The organism is Stieleria neptunia (genome assembly GCF_007754155.1).
GTDB classification, from domain to species: Bacteria; Planctomycetota; Planctomycetia; order Pirellulales; family Pirellulaceae; genus Stieleria; species Stieleria neptunia.
In genome coordinates, this window is sequence record NZ_CP037423.1 from 6,671,628 (window position 1) to 6,692,215 (window position 20,588).

Here is a 20,588-nt window from a genome sequence, read left to right on the forward strand (position 1 = left end):
CAACAATGTTGACTTTTGGCAACATTGTTGCGATTGGTCACAGCGTGCCGATTCCCAACAACAGGTCGTCCAGGAAACGCTCTTCATCGTCGGCGTCGGCAAAGACACTGTCAACGGCCGGGATCCAGTCGGACGCCGCACCCGCCTCGCCTTCGCCGCTGGAATAATCGCTTTTGGCGATTTGGTTGATCACCATCAGCGCATCCGACGGTTCAATCACACCGTTTCCGTTGACGTCCTTGCTGCGGTCGGCCTCGCTCAGGACTTGCTCGCCCGATGCGGTGCTGTTTTGAGTCCGGGCGATATGGTTGATGATGATCAAGGCGTCTCTGGCCGAGGCAACGCCGTCCTGATTGACATCCGCAGCAGCAAACGTTTGGGGCTGGGGTGGCGGCTGCGTCATGTTGGTGGTGGCGACCAACGACGGAATCTGGCTGGGTTCGGTCACCAGCAACAACGGGGCCGGATTGGTTCGGACGGGAACAAAGGGCAACAAGAACGGGTTGTTGGGGTCGGAGAAATTCACCGAACCCTGCGGGATGATCACCCCGCGAAGCCACGTCAGGACATCCTTGATGCCACCGCCGTCTTCAAACGCCTCGCAGCTGCTAAACGTATCGACACCGAGCTGAACACAGATGTCACCGGGGCTGAGATTGTCTTCGCTGCCCCCGTTGAGCAGCTCGCCGTCGGTGATGAACGCGGCGTCGCTGCCGAAGTCCTGGTCACTGATCAGCACATCGTTTCCGGAGTTGCCGAACAGGAAATCGACCCCCGGACCGCCGGTCAGCAAGTCTTGATTGAATCCGCCATAAAGCGTGTCGTTGCCGGCGCCACCGTTGAGTGTTCCCAGCGTCGACGTTTGAGTTGAGATCTGGTCATCGCCGCCGTTTCCGTCAATCCGGACCAATTCGACGTTGGCGATTCCGAACGGTTCCAGTTGTGCGTCGCCGGATGGAGCGACGGTGATCAAGTCCGCATCGCTGCCACCGATGACTTCGAATTTGTCGGTTCCGTTGCCGCCGTCAAAGGTCAACAGCTGCGCGGTCGCGGTGATCTCGATCGGGATGTCACTGGTGACGGTGAAAATGTCATCTTGCGTACCGGTGACAACATCGACCGATTCGATGCCCAGTGTTTCGAACACTTCATTGCCCGTGGTGGCTCGGGGTGTGCCGGGCGTCGTGGTTGCCAAGACGCCTTGAGAGGCCGCGGTGATGACGTACCGCAAATCCAGAGACTCGGTGGCGCTGCCGGCCAGCAGGTTGACGCGGTCACCGGTGGCGATGCCGGATTCGCTATCCTGCACCGGGAATCCGCCGACGTTGGTCACGCCTTGGGTCACCGTACTGCCGCCCAGCGAGTTGTCTCCACCGTCCAGGAACAACTGACGGGTCGCTGCGACCGCATCGCTGCCCAGCGGGTCGTTGTTGATTCGCCCAAGGTAGCCGGCCGTATCGGCACCGGACGCGTTCAGATTGATCGTGTCATCGCCCATGTCTCCATTCAAGTCAACGATCGTGTTCAGGAAGACTTCGTTGACGTTGAGCGTGTCGTCGCCGCTGCCGGCCGCAACATTCACGACCGCGAATCCGGTGCGAACCGGCGCGGCGGTTTCGACCAACAAGTCGACGCTGTCGATGTCGTCCCCGGAATTCACTTGCAACCCGGCCTGGTCACCAAGCGATTCGATGGAAACCGCATCGGAGCCCGCTGCGGTATCGACCACCGTGACGCTTGTGTCGCCGGTCGAAGCGACACTCACGGTATCACCATTGTCGTCGGTCGAAATCTGGCTGATCGAACCCGCCCCGGTCGTTGTGATCGTCACCGTGTCGGAGCCGACATAGCTGGTCAGATTGAATGACGTGGCATCGGCCGTCGAGACGACGGCGACGGTGGCGTCACCCTGAGTGGTTCGCAGATTCAATGTCTCGGTCGTTTCGTAAGCGACATTGCCACCGCCGGATCGCTCGACGGAAGTCGCTGTGACCGTGTAGCTGTGAGCCCCCGCGGAGAGTTGGTCAGAGACGTTCAGCGTGTCACCGGTGTCGACGGTGGCGGTTCGCGTCACGTCCGATCCGATCGTTTGCCGACCCGTCACCGACTCACTGATCGAAGGCCCGTCGTGGCCTTCGCCAAACACGCAGATGTCACCCAAGATGCCATCCAAATCGCCGTTCAAATTCCCATTCGGCGTGCCGAGCGAACCGTCGGCGGTGGAAGTGATGTTGACGGTGTCGTTGTCACTGCCCCCGTTGACGACCACCACGCTGTCGGCGGCAGTTGCACGGATGTTGGTGATGTCGTCGCCAGCACCGAGCGAGATGGCGGTCGCTGAAGTGGCACCGGTGCCGAGCAGTGTCACCGTGTCGTCGCCGCTGCCCGCATCGATCGCCAATCCACTTTCGGCACCGGTGGTGGTGACCGTCACCTCGTCATCGCCGTCACCGGTCGTCACCCGTGTGACGCTGGCATCGACGACACCCGGTGTTCCCGTCGTTCCGGTGCTATCAATGGTCACGCTGTCGTTGTCGATTCCCGAATCGATCAGCAGCACACTTTCAAGGCCCGTCGTCATGACGTCGATCGTGTCCGCACCGCCGTCGGTGTTGACCGTCGTCCGAGTCCGGTCACCGGTCGTGGTGATCGTGACGTCGTCGGCTGCAGAACCGGTTTCCAGGTTCAGCGTTTCGATCGTGTCGTAAATCAGCGGCACGGTGAAAGCAGTCGACGTCAACGTCGTTGCGTCGAGGGTGTAGGTGTTGGCCGCAGCGCTGCCTTCGTTGCTGATGTTCAGCTCGTCACCCAGGTCGTAACTCTGCTCGACCGTGATCGTTTTGGCAGTCACCGTTTCAGTGACTCCGGGGCTGACCGCGGCGGGATCTTCACCGTAGACGCAAATGTCCCCGAAGATCCCGTCCAGCACGCCCGTCGGATTGCCCCGCATCACGGCGCGATCGGCGCTGCGTGTGCCCGCGGCGTCGGAGGAAATATTGATCGTGTCGACGTCTGCACCGGCGAAGATGTCGGTGGCGCTGCCCGTCGCGGTGCCGCGTACGTTGATGACGTCGGAGCCCGTGTCAGTGTCAATCAAGGTTGCCGAGTCGGCACCGGTGTTGATCAACGTGACCACGTCGGCACCGCTGCCCGCATCGATCGCCAATCCGCTTTCGGCACCGGTGGTGGTGACCGTCACGTCGTCGTCGCCGTCCCCCGTGGTCACCCGTGTGACACTGGCGTCGACGACACCCGGTGTTCCCGTCGTTCCCGTGTTCTGGATCGTCACGCTATCGTTGTCGATTCCCGAATCGATAGAAAGCACACTTTCAAGGCCCGTCGTCATGACGTCAATCGTGTCGATGCCGCCGTCGGTGTTGACCGTCGTCCGCGTTCGGTCACCGGTCGTGGTGATTGTGACGTCGTCGGCTGCAGAACCGGTTTCCAGGTTCAGCGTTTCGATCGTGTCGTAAATCAGCGGGGCGGTGAAAGCAGTCGACGTCAACGTCGTTGCGTCGAGGGTGTATGTGTTGGCCGCCGCGCTGCCTTCGTTGCTGATGTTCAGCTCGTCACCCAGGTCGTAACTCTGCTCGACCGTGATCGTTTTGGCAGTCACCGTTTCAGTGACTCCGGGGCTGACCGCGGCGGGATCTTCACCGTAGACGCAAATGTCCCCCAGAATCCCGTCCAGCACGCCCGCCGGATTGCCCCGCATCACGGCGCGATCGGCGCTGCGTGTGCCCGCGGCGTCGGAGGAAATGTTGATCGTGTCGACGTCTGCACCGGCGAAGATGTCGGTGGCGCTGCCCGTCGCGGTGGCACGTACGTTGATGACGTCAGAGCCCGTGTCGGTGTCGATGACGGTTGCCGAGTCGGCACCGGTGTTGATCAGCGTGACGACGTCGTCGCCGCTGCCCGCTTCGATCGCCAATCCGCTTTCGGCACCGGTCGTGGTGACCGTCACATCGTCGTCGCCGTCCCCCGTGGTCACCTGTGTGACGCTGGCGTCGACGACACCCGGTGTTCCCGTCGTCCCCGTGTTTTCGATCGTCACGCTATCGTTGTCGATTCCCGAATCGATCAGTAGCACGCTCTCAAGGCCGGTCGTCGTGACGTCAATCGTGTCGATGCCGCTGTAGGTGTTGACCGTCGTCCGAGTCCGGTCACCGGTCGTGGTGATCGTGACGTCGTCGGCCGCAGAACCGGTTTCCAGGTTCAGCGTTTCGATCGTGTCGTAAATCAGCGGGGCGGCCAATGCAGTCGACGTCAACGTCGTTGCGTCGAGGGTGTAGGTGTTGGCCGCGGCGCTGCCTTCGCTGCTGATGTTCAGCTCGTCACCCAGATCGTAACTCTGCTCGACCGTGATCGTTTTGGCAGTCACCGTTTCGGTGACTCCGGGGCTGACCACGGCGGGGTCTTCACCGTAGACGCAAATCGCGCCCAAAATGCCGTCCAGCACGCCCGCCGGATTACCCCGCATCACGGCGCGATCGGCGCTGCGTGTGCCAGCGGCGTCGGAGGAAACGTTGATCGTGTCGACGTCTGCACCGGCAAAGATGTCGGTGGCGCTGCCCGTCGCGGTGCCGCGTACGTTGATGACGTCGGAGCCCGTGTCGGTGTCGATGACGGTTGCCGAGTCGGCACCGGTGTTGATCAGCGTGACGACGTCGTCGCCGCTGCCCGCATCGATCGCCAAACCGCTTGCGGCACCGGTCGACGTAACGACCAGATCATCGTCCTGATCGCCGCTGGCGACTCGCGTGACGCTGCCGGCACCCGTGTTGGTGATGGAAACGGAATCGGCACCGCCGAGCGTGTTGATCGAAACGATGCCTCCGGCGCCCGTGCTGGTGATCGTCACGGTATCGTCACCGTCGCCGGAATCCACCGACGTGGAGCCTGCGGCGAGGGTACTGGTGATGGCGACGATGTCGTTGTCGCTGCCCGTTTCTAGCGACACCGATTCGACACCGGCGTAAGTCAGGCTGCCGGCCAATCCGGTGGAGGCCAAGGTGGAGTCGGTCAACGTGTAGGTTTCCGCCGTCACGCTGGAACTGTCGGAAACATTGAGTTGGTCGCCGATCGGGAGGGTCAGGTCAACCGTGGTGGTCTTTGCCGTGACGCTGTCGCTGGTCGTCGGTGCAGCATCGTGCGCGTCACCGCCGACGACGACGGCACCGAGAATTCCGTCCAACGAGGTTAAACCGACGTTGAAAGTGTCGTTGCCGACGCCGCCGTTCAAATTAGCCGTCCGCATCGCCGGAACCCTGGCGATGTTGATCGTGTCGTTGGCGTCGTCACCGTTGACCGTCAGGGTGGGGAACGATGTCAGGGAGTCCAAATCGAGAACATCAATTTGGTCGTCGCCCGTTCCGGCGTTGATGGTCAGCGAAGTCGTGGGATTCAGGAAGTCGACCAGTTCGCCCAGGGTCGAATCGATTCGATTGACGTCATCACCGCCGACCGGATCGTCCGAAAGCGTGATCGTTTCGCTGCCACCGGTGAAGGTAAACACGCGGTCCGTGGCACTTAAATTGTCAACGATCGGTTCGAGACCGGTGTACTGAATCGTCCCGGAATCGAGGGCGTTGAACTGGATCGAAATCGTACCGCCCATCTGATCATTGACCGGCGGGGCAAACTGATGCTCGACCACCAGCGCGTTACCGTTGACCAACCGCAGCGCGTCGCCGGGGATCCCGGGATTGTTGGGGTCATTCAACGGATCGTTGCCGTCGAAGGAGATCGGCGTCACGATCACTCCGCCGGAGTAGTCGATCGTCAGGGTATCCTGGTCCGAGCTTCCTTGAACCGCGATGTTGGTGATCGTCCCGATCGGGACACGGCTCAGCAGCGTGCCGTTGTTGCTGTCATTGACCTGGAGATCGGCGCCGGCGATTTCGATCGTGTATTGGTCGGCGACGTTATCCGAAACCGCGGGGAAGATAAACAGATCACTGATGTCGACGCTTGCCTGGGCGCTGGAGGTCAGCCCATCGGCATCGCTGACGACCAAATCGATCGTGTGCGAGCCGACGCCGATGTGATCGATCACGGTCATCCACGGAATCGTGGCGACGGCGTCGTTGGTGATGAAATCGGGGACGCTGTCTTGGTCCAGGTCCCAGTTGAAGGTCAGCGTGTCGCCGGCATCGACATCGGTGGTCCCGCTGGCGTCGACCGTGATCGTCAGTCCGGCATCGATCGCATAGGGACCACCCGCATCCGCCACCGGGGCTTCGTTCACGTTGGCGACGGTGATTTGAATTGGTTGTGAGTCGGAGTTCGAGTCGCTGTCGGTGACCACCACGGTGACGTCATAGACATTGTCGAGGCCGTCGTCGGCGGGCTGTTCAAAATCAGGGGCGGAATTGAATTGCAATACGCCCGTGTTGGGATCGATGTTGAACAGACTCTGATCGGCGCCTCCCCCAAACGAATACGTCAATCCGCTGCCTTCGGAATCGAGATCGTCGGTGGACTGGACATCGATCGCGAACACTTGGTTTTCATCGACCGTCGCGGTGTCGGACGACGTGATGACGGCGAGAAGACGGCGGTTCTCGAGCGATTCGACCAAAATGCGGCGCCGCTGGGTCCGCTTTCGAGCGTTCTTTCGGGGCTGGCGTTTGGAGATCGAGCCGAGCAGACGGTGTGGCCAGTTTCGCGGCATAACAGAACCTGGATACCCTGATGGCGTGTAGGTGAATTAATGTCGATCACTCGGAAGCGGGTTGACTTTCACTTTCGTCGACAGATTTTGACCGAGAGTTCGGTGGGTTTGCTGCAAAACCAGCCCCTAGGATCACCGATGCTCTCACCCCCGAGTAAAGTCACCCAGCTGCGAAAAACAAGCCAACAGTCACAAAAGGACCAACTTGCCTGGTTTCCGCTCTTTCACGGCGGTTCCATCCATCCAAACGCCTAAAATCAATTGTCACGTTTGGTGGCTCAAAACAACGCTTGAAAGCACACGCTAAGCTGGTATGACAGGGTTGGCCCCCGATTCGATCTTCCCGCCGGACACACCCCCCTCTAATGAGTAACGCCCCTCCCGTCGAATTCCATCCCGGTATGGAAGTTGTTCCGGGCTACACCCTGATCAGCCCCCTAGGAAGCGGGATGGCGGGGGATGTTTGGCAGGCTCAGGCCGCCGGTGGCATCAAGGTGGCGCTGAAGGTCGTCCGTAATTTGAAGGACCTCGGCGGTCGCAAGGAGCTCAAGGCACTCAAGACCATTCGCGATGTGCACCATCCGAATCTGTGCCCCCTGTTTGGGTTTTGGACGAAAGACGCCGATGGTCGAATCTTGGCCGATGGTGAAACGGAGGATCTGACCTTTGATTCGGTCAGTGCCGCCGGAGTCGGCATGCCTCCGCCCCCCGCCTCCGGCTCTCCAGCCTCGGCGGCCGACAGCGGCCGGGTCGGCGAAGTGGGCGGCACGATGGCGATCGGCACCGGGATGCATTTCCCCGACCCCACTGCAGGGCCAGGCACTGACGGACCGGAAGGGGAGAATCGCGGTCCCCAGCAACAGCCGTCGAAACCGAAGGTCACCGCCGAGCAGTTGATCGTCGTCATGGGGCTCGGTGATTGCACCCTCTACGATCGGCTGAAATTCGTACGTCAGGAAGCCGGGCTGCCCCCCGATGCCCACGACACACCCTATGGATTGGACGCCGCCGAAACGATTCGTTATCTCCGCGCGTCGGCCAGCGCGATCGATCTGCTCAATCAAGAGCACCAGATTTATCACTGTGACATCAAACCCCAGAATATCTTGCTGGTCGGTGGTGAAGCCCAGGTGTGTGACTTCGGGCTGGCCAAGCAGATGGAAGGCGACATGCGTCAGACGCAACAAGCCTTTGCGACACCGGCATATGCACCGCCGGAGGTGCTGCACAACGAGGGGTACAGTCGGCAAGTCGATCAATACTCGCTGGCGGTGACGTATTACGAGCTGCGAACCGGTCTGCTGCCCTTTGACATCACCACGCACGCCAGCATGCTGGTGGCCAAGTCGACGGGCAAGCTCAATCTCGACGCGCTTTCCCCGGCGGAGCGCAAGGTGTTGCAAAAAGCCCTGCGCCGGGTGCCCAGCGAGCGATACGGATCGTGCACCGAATTCATCAACGCGATCGCCGTCGCATCGGGTGTCGAGAAAAGTGGCGGCATCACGATCGGTCGAATCATCACCGCCGTCGCCGTGTTGCTGGTGACCGCGGGATTAGGAATCGGTGTCTGGAGCGTCGTCCATCCGGAAAGTTTCAATTCCATCTTCCGTCGCAGCGAAATCGAAGTCGCGAAAGATCTGCAAAAAGTCAAAGCCAGCTATGAGCGCACCGACCCGTTGCAGTTTGAGGAATCGCACGTCACGTTGACCGAGGTGATGAGCCGGTCGGCGGAAATCGGCGCGCAATCCGAAGGGGAATTGAAAGAAAAGGCCGATGCGCTTTTCGCGGATGCGGCGGCCCGGCTGATCAACAAGATTCACGCCGCATTAAAACAGTATGAAGACCGGCCCGGTTCTGCGATCGCGCAAAAGGAAGTCAATTCCATGGCGAGCTGTTTGGACCAACTGGAACTGGAACCCGACAAGCCCGACTCGGTGATCTGGCAGGGGTTACAACATTGGCAAACGTCCGGCAATGAGTCTCTCAACAACGCCTGCGCCGAATACCTTTCGCTCTATCACGCCGCCGCCGTTCGGTTCGACCTGTTGCTCGGCGCCCGGCCGTTGCCCGATCGATTGCAAGCACTTCGCCAAGCGTTGCCGCAGCACCTGCAATCGCTGCGTCAGTCGCTCGATCAGCGTCCCGGTGATTTCTCGCAGCAGTCGATCGACTTGACGCTGGCATCGCTGCTGCCGGTGCTGGCGACCATGCCGGCACAAGAGATCAAGACGTGGACGGCGGAGCAATGGCTGGAAGAGACGCGTTTAAACGATCTGATCCGCGCCGAGTCGGTGGTTCGCCAGTTCGGCCCCCACCCGTTGTACTCGCAACGTTGGTCGGAGATTCGCGAGACGTTCACGTTGGCGGTCGAGCCCGCGGTCACCGAAACCGTCGCAACCGATGCGACGATCAGCCAGCCAACCAAGCAACGCGTGTTGGACGGATTTCCAGACTTAAAAACCGAAAAGCGATTCGCCGAACTGAGAACCGCGGTCCAACAATCCGGCTGGAGCGAGGTGGATCGTTTGCTCGGGGAATTGCGTCTGGCGAGTTCGATCAACGCCGAACAGAAAGCGGTTTTGGCCGTCATCGGTGCCATGGCGGAACATCGCTCCGACGACCATGCAGCTGAGAAAACGTTGGCATCGATCAACGCTGCCGACATCTCCCCGATCCAGTTGCGTGAGATGCGCGCAGAACCCTTGCTGGCCAGCTTCATGCGTGCGATCGGCCAACGCATCCTCGACAATCCCGATCGATCGGCAACACGCTTTTATACGCAAGTCAGTGCTGCCCGCTGGATTGAGCGTGAACTTGACACGCCGGTGCCGGAAGAGTTCTTGTCGGCCGCGGCGATTTCCCTGCTTCGTGAAAGTCCCCAATTGATCTTCGATCCGGCGGGACGATCCGAATTGGATCTGGACGGATGGTTGGGTCTGCTCGATGACCGGCCGCAGTCGGCGGTGTTGGCGGCGGCGATCCGAATGGAACAACAAATCGCGGCCCCGTCGGCCGACCAGACGGTCGTTGCAGCGGCGAGCCAAATTCTCAAGTCGTCGGCCCCCGGATACTTGGAGCAAATCTCAAACGGATACGCCAACTATTTGTTAGCCTGTGCCGCCTGTTTGCAGAACCAAGACCTCGGTCCACTCGGCGAGCAGTTGGCCACCACGGCGCGGGAATCGATTGCAGCCCTGGGGCCGACGCGACTGTACAAGGGCACCGAGATGATTGTCCGCCAATCCGTCGCGTCCTCGGGCATTGCCGATGACGAAATCACCTCACTGCGTTATTCCAATGGATCGGCAAACGCCGCCGACATCCGTCGTGCCCGTTCGTACTTGGGGCTGGCCGAGACCCTGGTGCGATCGACCGATCAAGGGTTGCCGACGGTGCTGGAAAACGAATTGTTTCTTCAGTCGGTGGCTAGCGGCGGTGCGGGCGCGACCGCCATCGTCATCCCACGACTGATCGACGACCGTTTGGACAGCCCCGCAACGACGGCGGAACTGTCCACCCAATTGCTCAAGGCCGTGCATCGGATCGGCCTGGAACAATGGGAACAGACGCGGGAGGCCAAAGCCAAAAGCGAGGTTGCGCTGCGTCTGCTGCTTCGCCCCACACGAACGCTGCTGGAACGATTCGGTCGTGATCGATTCGGCCCGCGAACCCTGGCATCGAATCCGAAGGGTGTGTTGATTCGTATGGTGCTGCTGCCGACGGTCACCGATGTGGTCGACGAAGCGCTGCGATTCAACAAAGACCAGTTGCTGCCGTCCGGTTTTCAACCTGAATTTCAGTGGCCGATCGACGAGGTCAGCAAACTCTGTCAAGTCGCCGCGGTCGCGTACACCGATCCGATGACGCGGTCGGAGTTTCAAGATGCCGATTTGTATCGTCGTCAACAGATCGCGATTTCCGCCATCGCAGCCCAAGACGCAACGCTGTCCGACGTCGAAGCCCGTCCCTACCTGTTCGAAGTTGCCATGGCTGCGGTGGATCTCCGCAACTGCGACAGCAACCAGTTGCAGACGCTGGCCGACAATTTGTCCCGAACGGGAAAGGCCCAGGATGTGATCCAGTTCCTCCGCAGCGAAGGCTATGAGCGGTTGGCAAACGCCAGCGTGACACGTGCCGAGCTTGGGGGCTTTCTCCGCCAAGCCTACGATGCCGCCGAATCCGTCCTCAGCGGGATTCCCTCGCAAGGCGACGTCAACCGACCGGACCAGCGACGACTGCTTTATGAAGTCTCGGCCAAAAGCGCCGACCTGGGCGTCCGCTTGGCGTTCCTGCAAAAGGCGATCCCGGACAAATTGCGTCTGCTGCAGCCCTCGTTGACGCGGGCCGATCGGGCGTTGGACGTGTATGACGAACAATGGGAAGAAGACGTCCACTGTCCGCTCGTGGCTGCCTACATCACCAAAGGAAATGTTTGCGAAGACATCGCCCACTATTGCTCGATCGCTGACGACCAGGCAACGGTCCAACGACGCGAAGACCATTTCCGGCTCGCAATCGAAGCCTTCGCCCAGGCCAAGAACAAGAACGACCAAGATCTGAAGACACGTTTCTCGCTCGGGCGTTGTGAATACCGTTGGGCGCTGACGTTGCAAGGCAGTGCCAAAGACAACGCGCTGGCCGATGCAGCCAAATCGCTCGGCGCGCGTCCCGCGGACGTCGCCAATCTGGACGAAGTGGAAGCGAACAAGGCGGCCGAATGGTACGTTTGGAAGATCAGCGTCGAATGGGAACGCGGTAATCAAAACGACGCACTGCAGGCTTCCATCACCGCCGTCCAATTGGTCGCCGACGAACTGGTGCACCTGACGATTCGAAGCGATCTGGCACGCAAATGTGCCTGGGTGATGGCCAAGAGCGGTCGATTGTCCGAAGCGATCGAGTGCTTGCGGATCTTGGATGGACGTGGCGACACCCTCGACGTGATCATGCGAATGGGGCTGCTGTCGGATATCGCGTTTTTCCGCAATTGCCCCGACAAGACGCTGTTTACCGTTCCGCTTAGGATTCTGCAGCGAACCGAGAAATTGCAGAAGCTCGCTGAGGATGATGACGCGACCTATGAATTGGCCAAAATCGCGACGCGCTGTGTCCGCGAACAACTCGCCAATCTGATTTCCACCGTGCAAAGCATCACCGCCAGCGAGCCCGAAGATCTATCGATCGGCCCCAAAGAACTCGAGTCGCAACTCGACCGCAATCGAGGCGGCGACTACTTGGAACTTTCCAAAGTCTTTCTGGAGGGCGACGCCGCGGCACGCAATAAAGATCCCGATGCCATCTTCCGCTTCGCGTGCGACCTCGCCGCGGTCAGCGACGCGATCCCCCAACCGCCGGAATATGTCGACGACCAAACGTACATCACCAACAACCTGTGTCTGATGGTGCTCTATTCCCTCAACTATTGGGTCGCCGAAATCGCCAAACAAGATCCCCTGGCGAAACAACAAACCCAACTCAGCGCCAGTCAAGCATTGGCCGGCGGGAAACACGCGGAAGTCATCCGGTGCCTCGACTTCCTGAAAATCAGTTTCCAAAACGCCGGCAATCGCCGGTTGGAATCGGTCGTCGACGATGCCATCAAAATGGTCAACGAACTGAAGACGCCGCCCAATTGACCCCGTCACGGTGTTGCGGTGTAACACTCACCGGTGGAGGCCATGCGGATTTGAAGCGTCCCTCCGAGGTCGAGAAGTGTTCAAGGTCACCCTCCCCTTGGGAGGGTCGGACGCGGGGTACGAGCGGCCGGGGAGGGTTCGTTGTGGCTCGAAATCACTCCGGCATAACCGATCGACCTCCCCTCGCTTCGCTCGACCCTCCTGCCAGGAGGGTGACTTTGAAACTGCACGACCTCGCCAGGGAAAGTGGCATCGAGAGTGACACGCTCCTCCCAAACTGGGGAACAACCGAACAAACGAAAGCTTAGGCAATTTGGGCAGTTTCGCATCTTTGCCCAACATTTGCTTTAGGCATTCGGGGGTGTCCGTCGATCTACCCATCATATCGGGTAGTGCGGACGGTTCACGGATGAGGCGTCAGGGGCGATCGGTCTCCCACCAAAACTGATAGTTGACAGGGAAAGCAATGTTTCGAACAAGGCAAGGAAGCCTGCTACCGCTGGCGATCGTGGCGTTGATCTCTATGCCCGTGGTGATGGCCGAGGATCCGGAGCTCAGTGCCCCTGCAGCGAGTGAGCCTGCAGCGAGTGCCGCTGCAGCGAGTGAGCCTACCTCCGTTGAGCCCGAATTCCGACTGCTTCGCATCGCCGAGAATCTGGAGCAGATGGTGGCCACAGGCGTGATGCCGGCTCAATTTGAGGAGGAGGACCTGTTCGGTAGCCCCAACGCGGCCGTCGGACAACAGGGGATTCAGCCGATCGACGCAGGGCCTTCGGGCGGACTGGAATCGTTCGACACCGGCGAAATTTCGGAAGACTTCGGTTTCGGCGACTGGAGTCTGATCAGCCGGCCGGCACTCAGCACCGACACGTCGTCCCTGGTTGATTCGGCCAGCTTTATCGACGACCTGGAACAGGTTCAGGGGACCAGCGAGGTCGGCTTGAACGAGGCGCCCGCCGTCGACATTGTGACCGCCCAAACCTTTAACTTGACCGCCACACCCGACATGGGTGAAACCCTGGTCAACAACCCGACGACCCAAACGGTTCGCGCCCGACAGCGTAGCCAAGTGGGTTTTGATCCGCGGATCCGTGGCTTCTACAACGGCCAGATCTACACCACGCATGACGGATCCTATCAGTTTCCCGTTCGCAGCGATTTGGACGGCGTGTTTTCCAAGATCGATCAATCGCTGATCGGCAATGTTCAGGTCTACAGCGGCCCGTACACGGTGCGTTACGGCAGCGGATTCTCGTTCTTGAATGTCGATACGATTCCCGCACCGCGTTATCAGTGCGGTTGGGAAAACCACATCCGCTTGGGCACCAACGTCCGCACCAATGGCGGCCAGACCTACAACACGATGACCTTGTTCGGCGGTGGCGAAAGCTTGGGCTACTTTGCCAATGTCGGCTATCGCAAGGGTAGCGATTACGAAGCCGGCGACGGGCTGCTGGTTCCGTCCAGCTACGACGCCTTCAACCTGTTCAGCGGGATCGGCTACGACATCGACGACCAGACCCGCAGCGAACTTCGCTACACGCACATTGATCAGGGCAACACCGAATACGCCGGCCAATTCTTCGACGTTGACGACTTGAAGAGCGATGGGCTGACACACAGCTTGATTCACCGGGACGAGCGCGCCGGGTTTGCCTATCGCGTTGACAGCTGGGTCAACTACACGGAGTTCAACGGTGACACGAGCAACGGCAGTAAACGCCGCATTGATTTCCCGGTCTTGCAGCGCGTTGACGACGCCTTGGCTGCGATCGGTCGGCCGGGTAACACCGGGCCGCCGACCACTCCGGTGATCGCAGCCCCCGGCGACGAATTCTTCGGAACCGTCAACGGTGACCTGATCAGCGCCGGGATGCGAGCGGGCGTGACGCAGGAGATCGACCGTGATTCGACGCTGGGTGCCGGGTTTGACGTGCGATACGTTCGGCAAGAGATCGACGAATCCTTCGACCTGTCCGACTTCAATGACCAGTTCGGTAATCCCCTGCTCGGCTTTAACACGGGGCTGCCGGCGGCTGAAGTGTTTGAACCCGGACTCTACACCGAGTATTCCTTCAAACCAAAACCGTTTTTGCAAACCGCCGTCGGAGCGCGGGTTTCATTCGCACACACCGAAGCCGATCCGCGTGACGTGGATCTGGGCCGATCCAATTTCCGCGACGTGGGAACAGGTGCGATCAACACTGACCTGGATGTTTCCGACGTGTTGAGCTCGTTCTTCATCACCAACGACATCGACCTGGCGCCGGCGTGGAAGGCTCGCCTCGGCTTCGGCTATGCCGAACGCCTGCCGAACTTGGAACAACGCTACAGCGACGGACTGTTTCTCGCGATCATCCAGAACGGGTTCAGCCGCATCATCGGTGACCCGACGCTGAGCAAGGAACGCAACTGGCAAGTCGATGCACGCGTCAACATGGAATATGACTATCTACGTGCCCGGCTGAGCGGATTTCACAGCTGGATCGTGGACTACGTCACCTACCAAGCCAATGAGGTCAGTGATCCAACCGGCGCCCAATTGCTGCGTGCGATCAATACCGAATACGCGACGCTGACAGGGTTCGAGTACTATTGCGAAGCCGATCTGGTCGACGGCTGGCAAGTGTTCGGAAGCCTGGCCTACCTGGACGGGCGAGACCGAGAAATCAATCAGCCGTTGTCTGGCATCAATCCGCTCGAAGGACGACTGGGTCTGCGACTGACCGACACGCGGCCGCAAAACGCATGGGGTGTCGAATGGGGCCTTCGAATGGTCGACAATCAGGACCGGCTGGCAACACTTCGCACCGTGCCTCCGGCGACGGGTGTAGTGACGTTGGAGTCGGCAACGCCAGGATTCACCACCAGCTACTTTCGCGCTTATTGCCGCCCGGCCAATAACGTGAACATCACGATGGGTGTTGAGAACTTGTTCGACAACAATTACTACGAACACCTGAACTTGCGACTTCCGGCACAAACGGCTCCGCAGTCACCGTACGGCCAAACCGCCGTGCTGTCGCCCGGGTTCACGCCGTACTTCGGTGTCGAAGTCGACTACTAACGGCTGTCAAAGTCGATCGGAACGGCCCCCTTGGCCGCCAGCGTGCTCTGTTTCTGAATCTCGCTGGCGGCGATCGCACTGAGCGACACCGATGCTTCGGCGTCGGCAAAGTCAAAGGTGCGTGTGACGACCCGCTTGTCACGATAAACGACCGTCGAGGCCTCGTCGGGAAGCGGCGAGGGCAGGACCCGAATGCTGTTCGGTTCGCGTTCGTCGGCGTATTGCTCGGTGACCGTGACGCGAATCCCGCCTCCGGAATTGGGTTCCCGTTGGGTTCGAAACGAGACGCCGGGCAAGTCGTCCAGCGTGATCAGATCCGGCCGATCCAACGGAATCGGGGTGCCGGCCAGACGTTGATCGCCAAACCGCAGCCACGCTTTGACGGCGACTTGGTCATACCGTGCATCAAAATCATCGATGCGGCAGAGCAGAATCGGAATCGGTTGACGCTCCAGAAACTCGGGCAGACTGAACGAATACGTCTCTTGGCGTCCGCCGCTTGCCGCACGACTGTCGATCCCCGTCAGTTCGACCCAGATATCTGAAGGCCGCGGCGTAAATTTTCCATTCCCCTGGTCACCGCTGGCGCTTTCGATCGCCACCTGAATCGTCAACTGGCGGTCGACGCGTCTGCTCATCGCACCGGCGCGCACTTGGAAACGGCTGGCATCGGTTAACTCCGTCGCGATCTTGCTGAACGGGCTGAACCGGAAATTGAACGGCTGGTGCGACAACTGCTTGTCCGCCAAGATCAACTCAAACTGCTCGCCGCCTTCGACACGGACGTCCGTCGATTCGTCGACCGGGTCGCCATCATCGGGCAGCGTCGCCCGAATGGAATAATTCTCCGCAGGCAAGACCGGATGCCCGCTCGGGGTCGCGACACCGCTGGGCGGCCACTGCGAAATGGAGACCACCGAATCGAAGTCGGCCTTGATGCTCGCCGTTTCGCGATTCCGCTCCCAAGAGACTTCCGGTTTGGAACGGATGGTTTGCAAGTGCCGCAGCAGAGCCTTGCCGTCGGCGGCATCGAGAAACTTTGCCCCGCGGAATTCGTCCTCGAGTTTCTTGGCGCTGATCAAGTAACGGACAAAGGTCAATTTGATCGTCTTCTGATTCTTGGCGTACAGGGCTTGTGCCTGGTCACTCAAATCGTCGACGTTGGTGCCTTCGGTGTGTACCGTCGCGGGCAACCCATCGGTCAGCACGATGATGTGACCGCGGCGGCGTCCGAGTTGCTTGTAGGCTTCGACGATCGCTCGATAGGTCGGCGTGGTGCCGATCGCGCCGAGGTTTGAGATCTTGCTCCTCAGATCACGGACTTGGCGGGCGTCGAGCGGCTTGATCGGTGCGGCGACGCGAACGTCAAAGTTCGGGTTGCTGGCGATCTGTTCGTTTCCGGCGACATGGCCGGCGTCGATGACTTGTCCCTGGACGAGTTGCTCGACGCGAAATTTATACTGCCCGTTGACTTCGACCGGCCAGATTTTTGGTTTGCCGTCGCGACTCCGCTTGCCGGTCAACGGATTGATCAACGTCTCCTTGAAACCGAATTGATCACCGAAGACGATCAGTCCGACTTCCACCTCCGGCGTCAGTCCGTTCAGGAACCCGGTGACCGCGGTCTTGGCGACCTCCAGACGCGGCAACCCGGCATTGGTGCCGATGCCCATCGAACGCGAGCAATCCATCACCAGCAGCAACCGCTCGGGTTCTTTCTGGCGGCGGATGACGCGGGCCGCCGGTTCGGCATAGTTGGGCAGCCGAAACACCATCCGCGTCCCCCCGGTCAGCGTCTTAAACGCGATGCGTCCGGTGCGTCTCATGCCGCGGAAAAACACGCCGGTGACGATCGATGCTTCATCTGCCGCGGTATCCGCCGGGACCGACATCGGGACTGTAATGGCCGCCACGTCCGACGGCTGCGAGGATGCCCCCGCGGGCGGCTCCAACAACACGGTCTTGGACTGATCGCCCAGCCTGGACCAGACCGATGCGTACCCGACCGGGATGGAAGCCGGACGGTCGAGCACAAACTGCACCTCCGTTCCGAGCACAAATTTCAACAAGTTGCCCACGCGAAGGTCTTCCGCGGGTTGGGGCTGCAAGGATCGCTTTGCGACCGCTGCTGTGCCGGCCGCCGCCAAGCGGGCGCTCAAGTCCACCCCGTCCAAATTCAATTTGATCGTCGGAAACAGCGGATTCTGATTGCGTGATTGAAGCAACCGATTGGCGGCGTCGACGAAGAACGGTTGATCGCCCTCGCGTGCGCCACACCAAAATTCATCCATCGTCCGCGAGGCATGGTCGAACAGGAACAATTGCTGGTCGATGGCAAAACGCCCCTTGCCGATCTTTTCGACTTCCGGGGGAGCGTAGGTGAACAGGATCGTCCGGGCCCGCAGGTAGGTGTCCCAACCCTCGATTTTTCGTCGTGTCGTCGGCAACGACGCCTTTGCTTCGGAGCGTTGGATCGGATCTTGAATCACGTCGTCGGCCAGCGTCCGCTCGCCCAGGCGTCCCCCGGCGAGCTCGGCCACCTGTTTTCGAAAGGAAACGCCGGTGGCTTGAAACAGCTCGACCAAATTCGGGGCCGCGGCATCGCCGGCGGTCGGCGGAGCGGAGGTGGTCGGCGGAGCGGTGGCGGCCAGCAGTGCGGGGTCGCCGGCCACGCTCAGCCAATGGTCCCAGACGTGCTTGCGACCGATCGCCATCAGATCCAGCGTCGTCGCCGTCTCGCCACCGTCGGGAACCGGCTGATTGCTCTTGACGGTTCCCACGCCGGCGCTGACATCGGCGATCAGATCACACAGCCGCGTGTGGACGCGTTGTCGCAGTTCCGCACGATCGGTCCCCGACCCGGCCAGCAGCGCGAAATTCTGGCGTAAGCCCTTGGCATCCCCGGCTTTTTCCTTGGTCGCCAGATTCAATCGATCGATGATCCGATCGGTCAGCGCGTCGAACGCCTTTTGCGCCTTCAAACGCGCCGCCTGAATCTGTGGCTCTCGCGCCGCGACGGGCTGGTTGTCGTCGTCTTGGGGAAGCTGCAAACTGGACACGAGCGTGCCGAGGCTATCGATCGCGCGTCCGACGATCGCGCGTGTTTGGCTGTCGGGAAACTGTTCTTGATAGTCGAACGCCTCCATATCAACCATCAACGTCTCCGCGATGCGTGGGATGGAATGCAGCATCTGGTCGCGCAGTTTGTAAGCTTGCGATATCTCGGATGCGGATTGCGCCAGCGACTCGAACCCGTCACCGACCTCGCGCCAGCGACTGCGTCCGATCCCCTGTTCGCCACCATTGCGCGACAACATTCGATCCACGCATGCCAATCGTTGCTGTTGCAGGTCATGGAAACGCTTTCGAATCCAAAACGACGCCCGCAGATCATCGCTGCACAGGGTCTGGCGACTCAGGTTTTGGCATTCAAACAGCGTCGCAACGGATTGCGGTTCCAGGTGCGTCAGGTCGGGCGCCGAGCAAAGTCGCATCAGTTGAGACTCGATCAACGACGCCGGCTGGGCTCCGGTCACCAAATTGGCACGCTCCAACAACTCCGAGGCAAGCGTCAGTGATTCCGCGTCATACTTTTTTTCCTCGATCCACGACAACAGAAACCGGATCGCTTGCGCCTCGCTCATCGGCACTTGAATGGCAGCGGCGACGTCAGGCTTCTTGCGCCAATTGCCGATCATCTCACGAAACGCCGCCCGCTCGTCCTCGTTCAAGTCGACCAGTTCGTGACCGTCGCCGCGAAAATAATCGCGCAGCGCCAGTTCCGGCAACGAGCTGACGTCGGGCATCGTATCGGGTCCGAGTTCGAACTGCGCCAAATCGCTTTCACAGCCCGAACGGATTGTGGCAAACCGGTCCCGGTATCCTTTTCCGGACAGCAGCAGGGCATCCAAGCGGGCGAGTTTCTTTTCCAGGGTCGCCCAGCCCAAGGGGTTGAACGCCAACGGCGGGTGCGTCATGCGGGCCAGTCGATTATGACGTTGCCACAGCTTGTCGACTTCGGCGAACTCGCTGCGGAGCTGGGCATGGTCGACGATCGGCAGCGACGGTGCCGGCTGGGGGCCCGGCTGGCTGATGAAATTCCAATCCGCCGCCTGGCGGCCGACGATCATCGGCGTCTGCGTCGCATCCCACGTCGCCTTGGCGTCTTCGTTCACCTGGCGTTTGAGATACTCGGCGATCTCGCCCACGGTGACCATTTCGTTTTGATCCAGGTCGCCTTTTCCGGTCAACGCTTCGACCAGGGCTTTGGTAAACAGCCCATGGCCTTTGCGTGGATCCCACCAACTGCGTTGCCCGGGGCTGGCCGACAGCACGACGGCGATCCGGTCCGACGCGTTGCGGGTCACCCGCTGACAGGCTTCGGAAAACGATTCGGAAAACTGGCCCCAGTCCCATTGCGGACCGACACGCGCCGCATCGATGAAGATCACCGTCCTGACGTCCTTGGAATCGTTGCCGCGTTCCTCCAGGGTGCGGACGATTTCGTCGAACAAGTCCTGAAAGCGGATCCAGGTGTCTTCGCGATCGGCGCGGCTATCCCCGACGGCCAGATACGGCGTCCCCTTGTCGACGAACCCGTGGGCGCTCAGATAGATCGCGATCATGTCCCCGCCCGGGCCGCCGGGCTGGACGTTCGCCAGCGGCTTGGTGATCGCGGTGATCAAGCGGTTCGTTTCGTGGCCCATCACGCCCGACGCATCATTCGGATTGCCGACGACGACGACATTTTCAGACGGATCGTTGACGCCGCCCCCGAACCAAGCCCACAACAATTCGACGTCTTCGAGCGCGAAGGGATTCGGTGCGGTGAACAAGGCCGAATGGTTCGCCCGCGCGCCCGATTGCGAGACCGCCGCGACGATCATCGGGACATCACGGTCGGGCGAACGACGCAACATATAAACCAGCAGCGCCAACAACAGCACGCCCAACGTGGATAGCATGCTGACGCGAAACAACAGTTTGCGGCTCTCGCGGCCGCGATGACCGAATTCCGTCGTCGTCGCGGCGACCACGCGTTTGTTCGATTTGCGCCATCCGGCTCGTTGATTGGCTTTGGCCATCGTACTGTCGTTAGGATTTCGATGCGTGCCGGCAAAGACTTGCCACGCGTGCGTCACGGGTGCTTTGTCAGCTAAAAATTTTCGAGCCTGCGTTTGTCGAGCGGAAAAGGGGTCAGGTACCAAAAACC

General features: G+C 60.4%; 4 protein-coding genes. 2 read left to right on the forward strand and 2 right to left on the reverse strand.

Annotation, left to right across the window (positions count from 1 at the left end):
* Positions 1-37: 37 nt before the first annotated feature.
* Complete coding sequence (locus tag Enr13x_RS23250; protein ID WP_145389242.1) at positions 38-6,673, reverse strand: dockerin type I domain-containing protein; 6,636 nt, start codon at positions 6,671-6,673, stop codon at positions 38-40.
* A 365-nt stretch (positions 6,674-7,038) separates the two neighbouring features.
* On the opposite strand from Enr13x_RS23250, the gene Enr13x_RS23255 reads away from it, so the two are divergent.
* Both Enr13x_RS23255 and Enr13x_RS23260 read left to right on the forward strand, forming a co-directional pair.
* A complete protein-coding gene (locus tag Enr13x_RS23255) occupies positions 7,039-12,309 on the forward strand; it encodes a protein kinase domain-containing protein (protein ID WP_145389243.1) in 5,271 nt (1,756 codons plus the stop codon).
* Between the two features lie 466 nt (positions 12,310-12,775).
* The gene (locus tag Enr13x_RS23260) at positions 12,776-15,376 is read left to right on the forward strand and encodes a TonB-dependent receptor (protein WP_231743734.1); all 2,601 of its coding nucleotides are present in this window, start codon (positions 12,776-12,778) and stop codon (positions 15,374-15,376) included.
* Here Enr13x_RS23260 and Enr13x_RS23265 read toward each other — a convergent pair.
* Positions 15,373-20,460, reverse strand: a complete 5,088-nt coding sequence (locus tag Enr13x_RS23265) for a caspase family protein (RefSeq protein WP_145389244.1) — start codon at positions 20,458-20,460, stop codon at positions 15,373-15,375. The two genes, Enr13x_RS23260 and Enr13x_RS23265, sit on opposite strands and share 4 nt — an antisense overlap.
* Positions 20,461-20,588: the final 128 nt, after the last annotated feature.

Coding starts and splice junctions, on each gene's coding strand:
- Enr13x_RS23265 (WP_145389244.1), bottom strand. CDS start 20,460: ATGGCCAAAGCCAATCAACGAGCCGGATGGCGCAAATCGAACAAACGC.
- Enr13x_RS23260 (WP_231743734.1), top strand. CDS start 12,776: ATGTTTCGAACAAGGCAAGGAAGCCTGCTACCGCTGGCGATCGTGGCG.
- Enr13x_RS23255 (WP_145389243.1), top strand. CDS start 7,039: ATGAGTAACGCCCCTCCCGTCGAATTCCATCCCGGTATGGAAGTTGTT.
- Enr13x_RS23250 (WP_145389242.1), bottom strand. CDS start 6,673: ATGCCGCGAAACTGGCCACACCGTCTGCTCGGCTCGATCTCCAAACGC.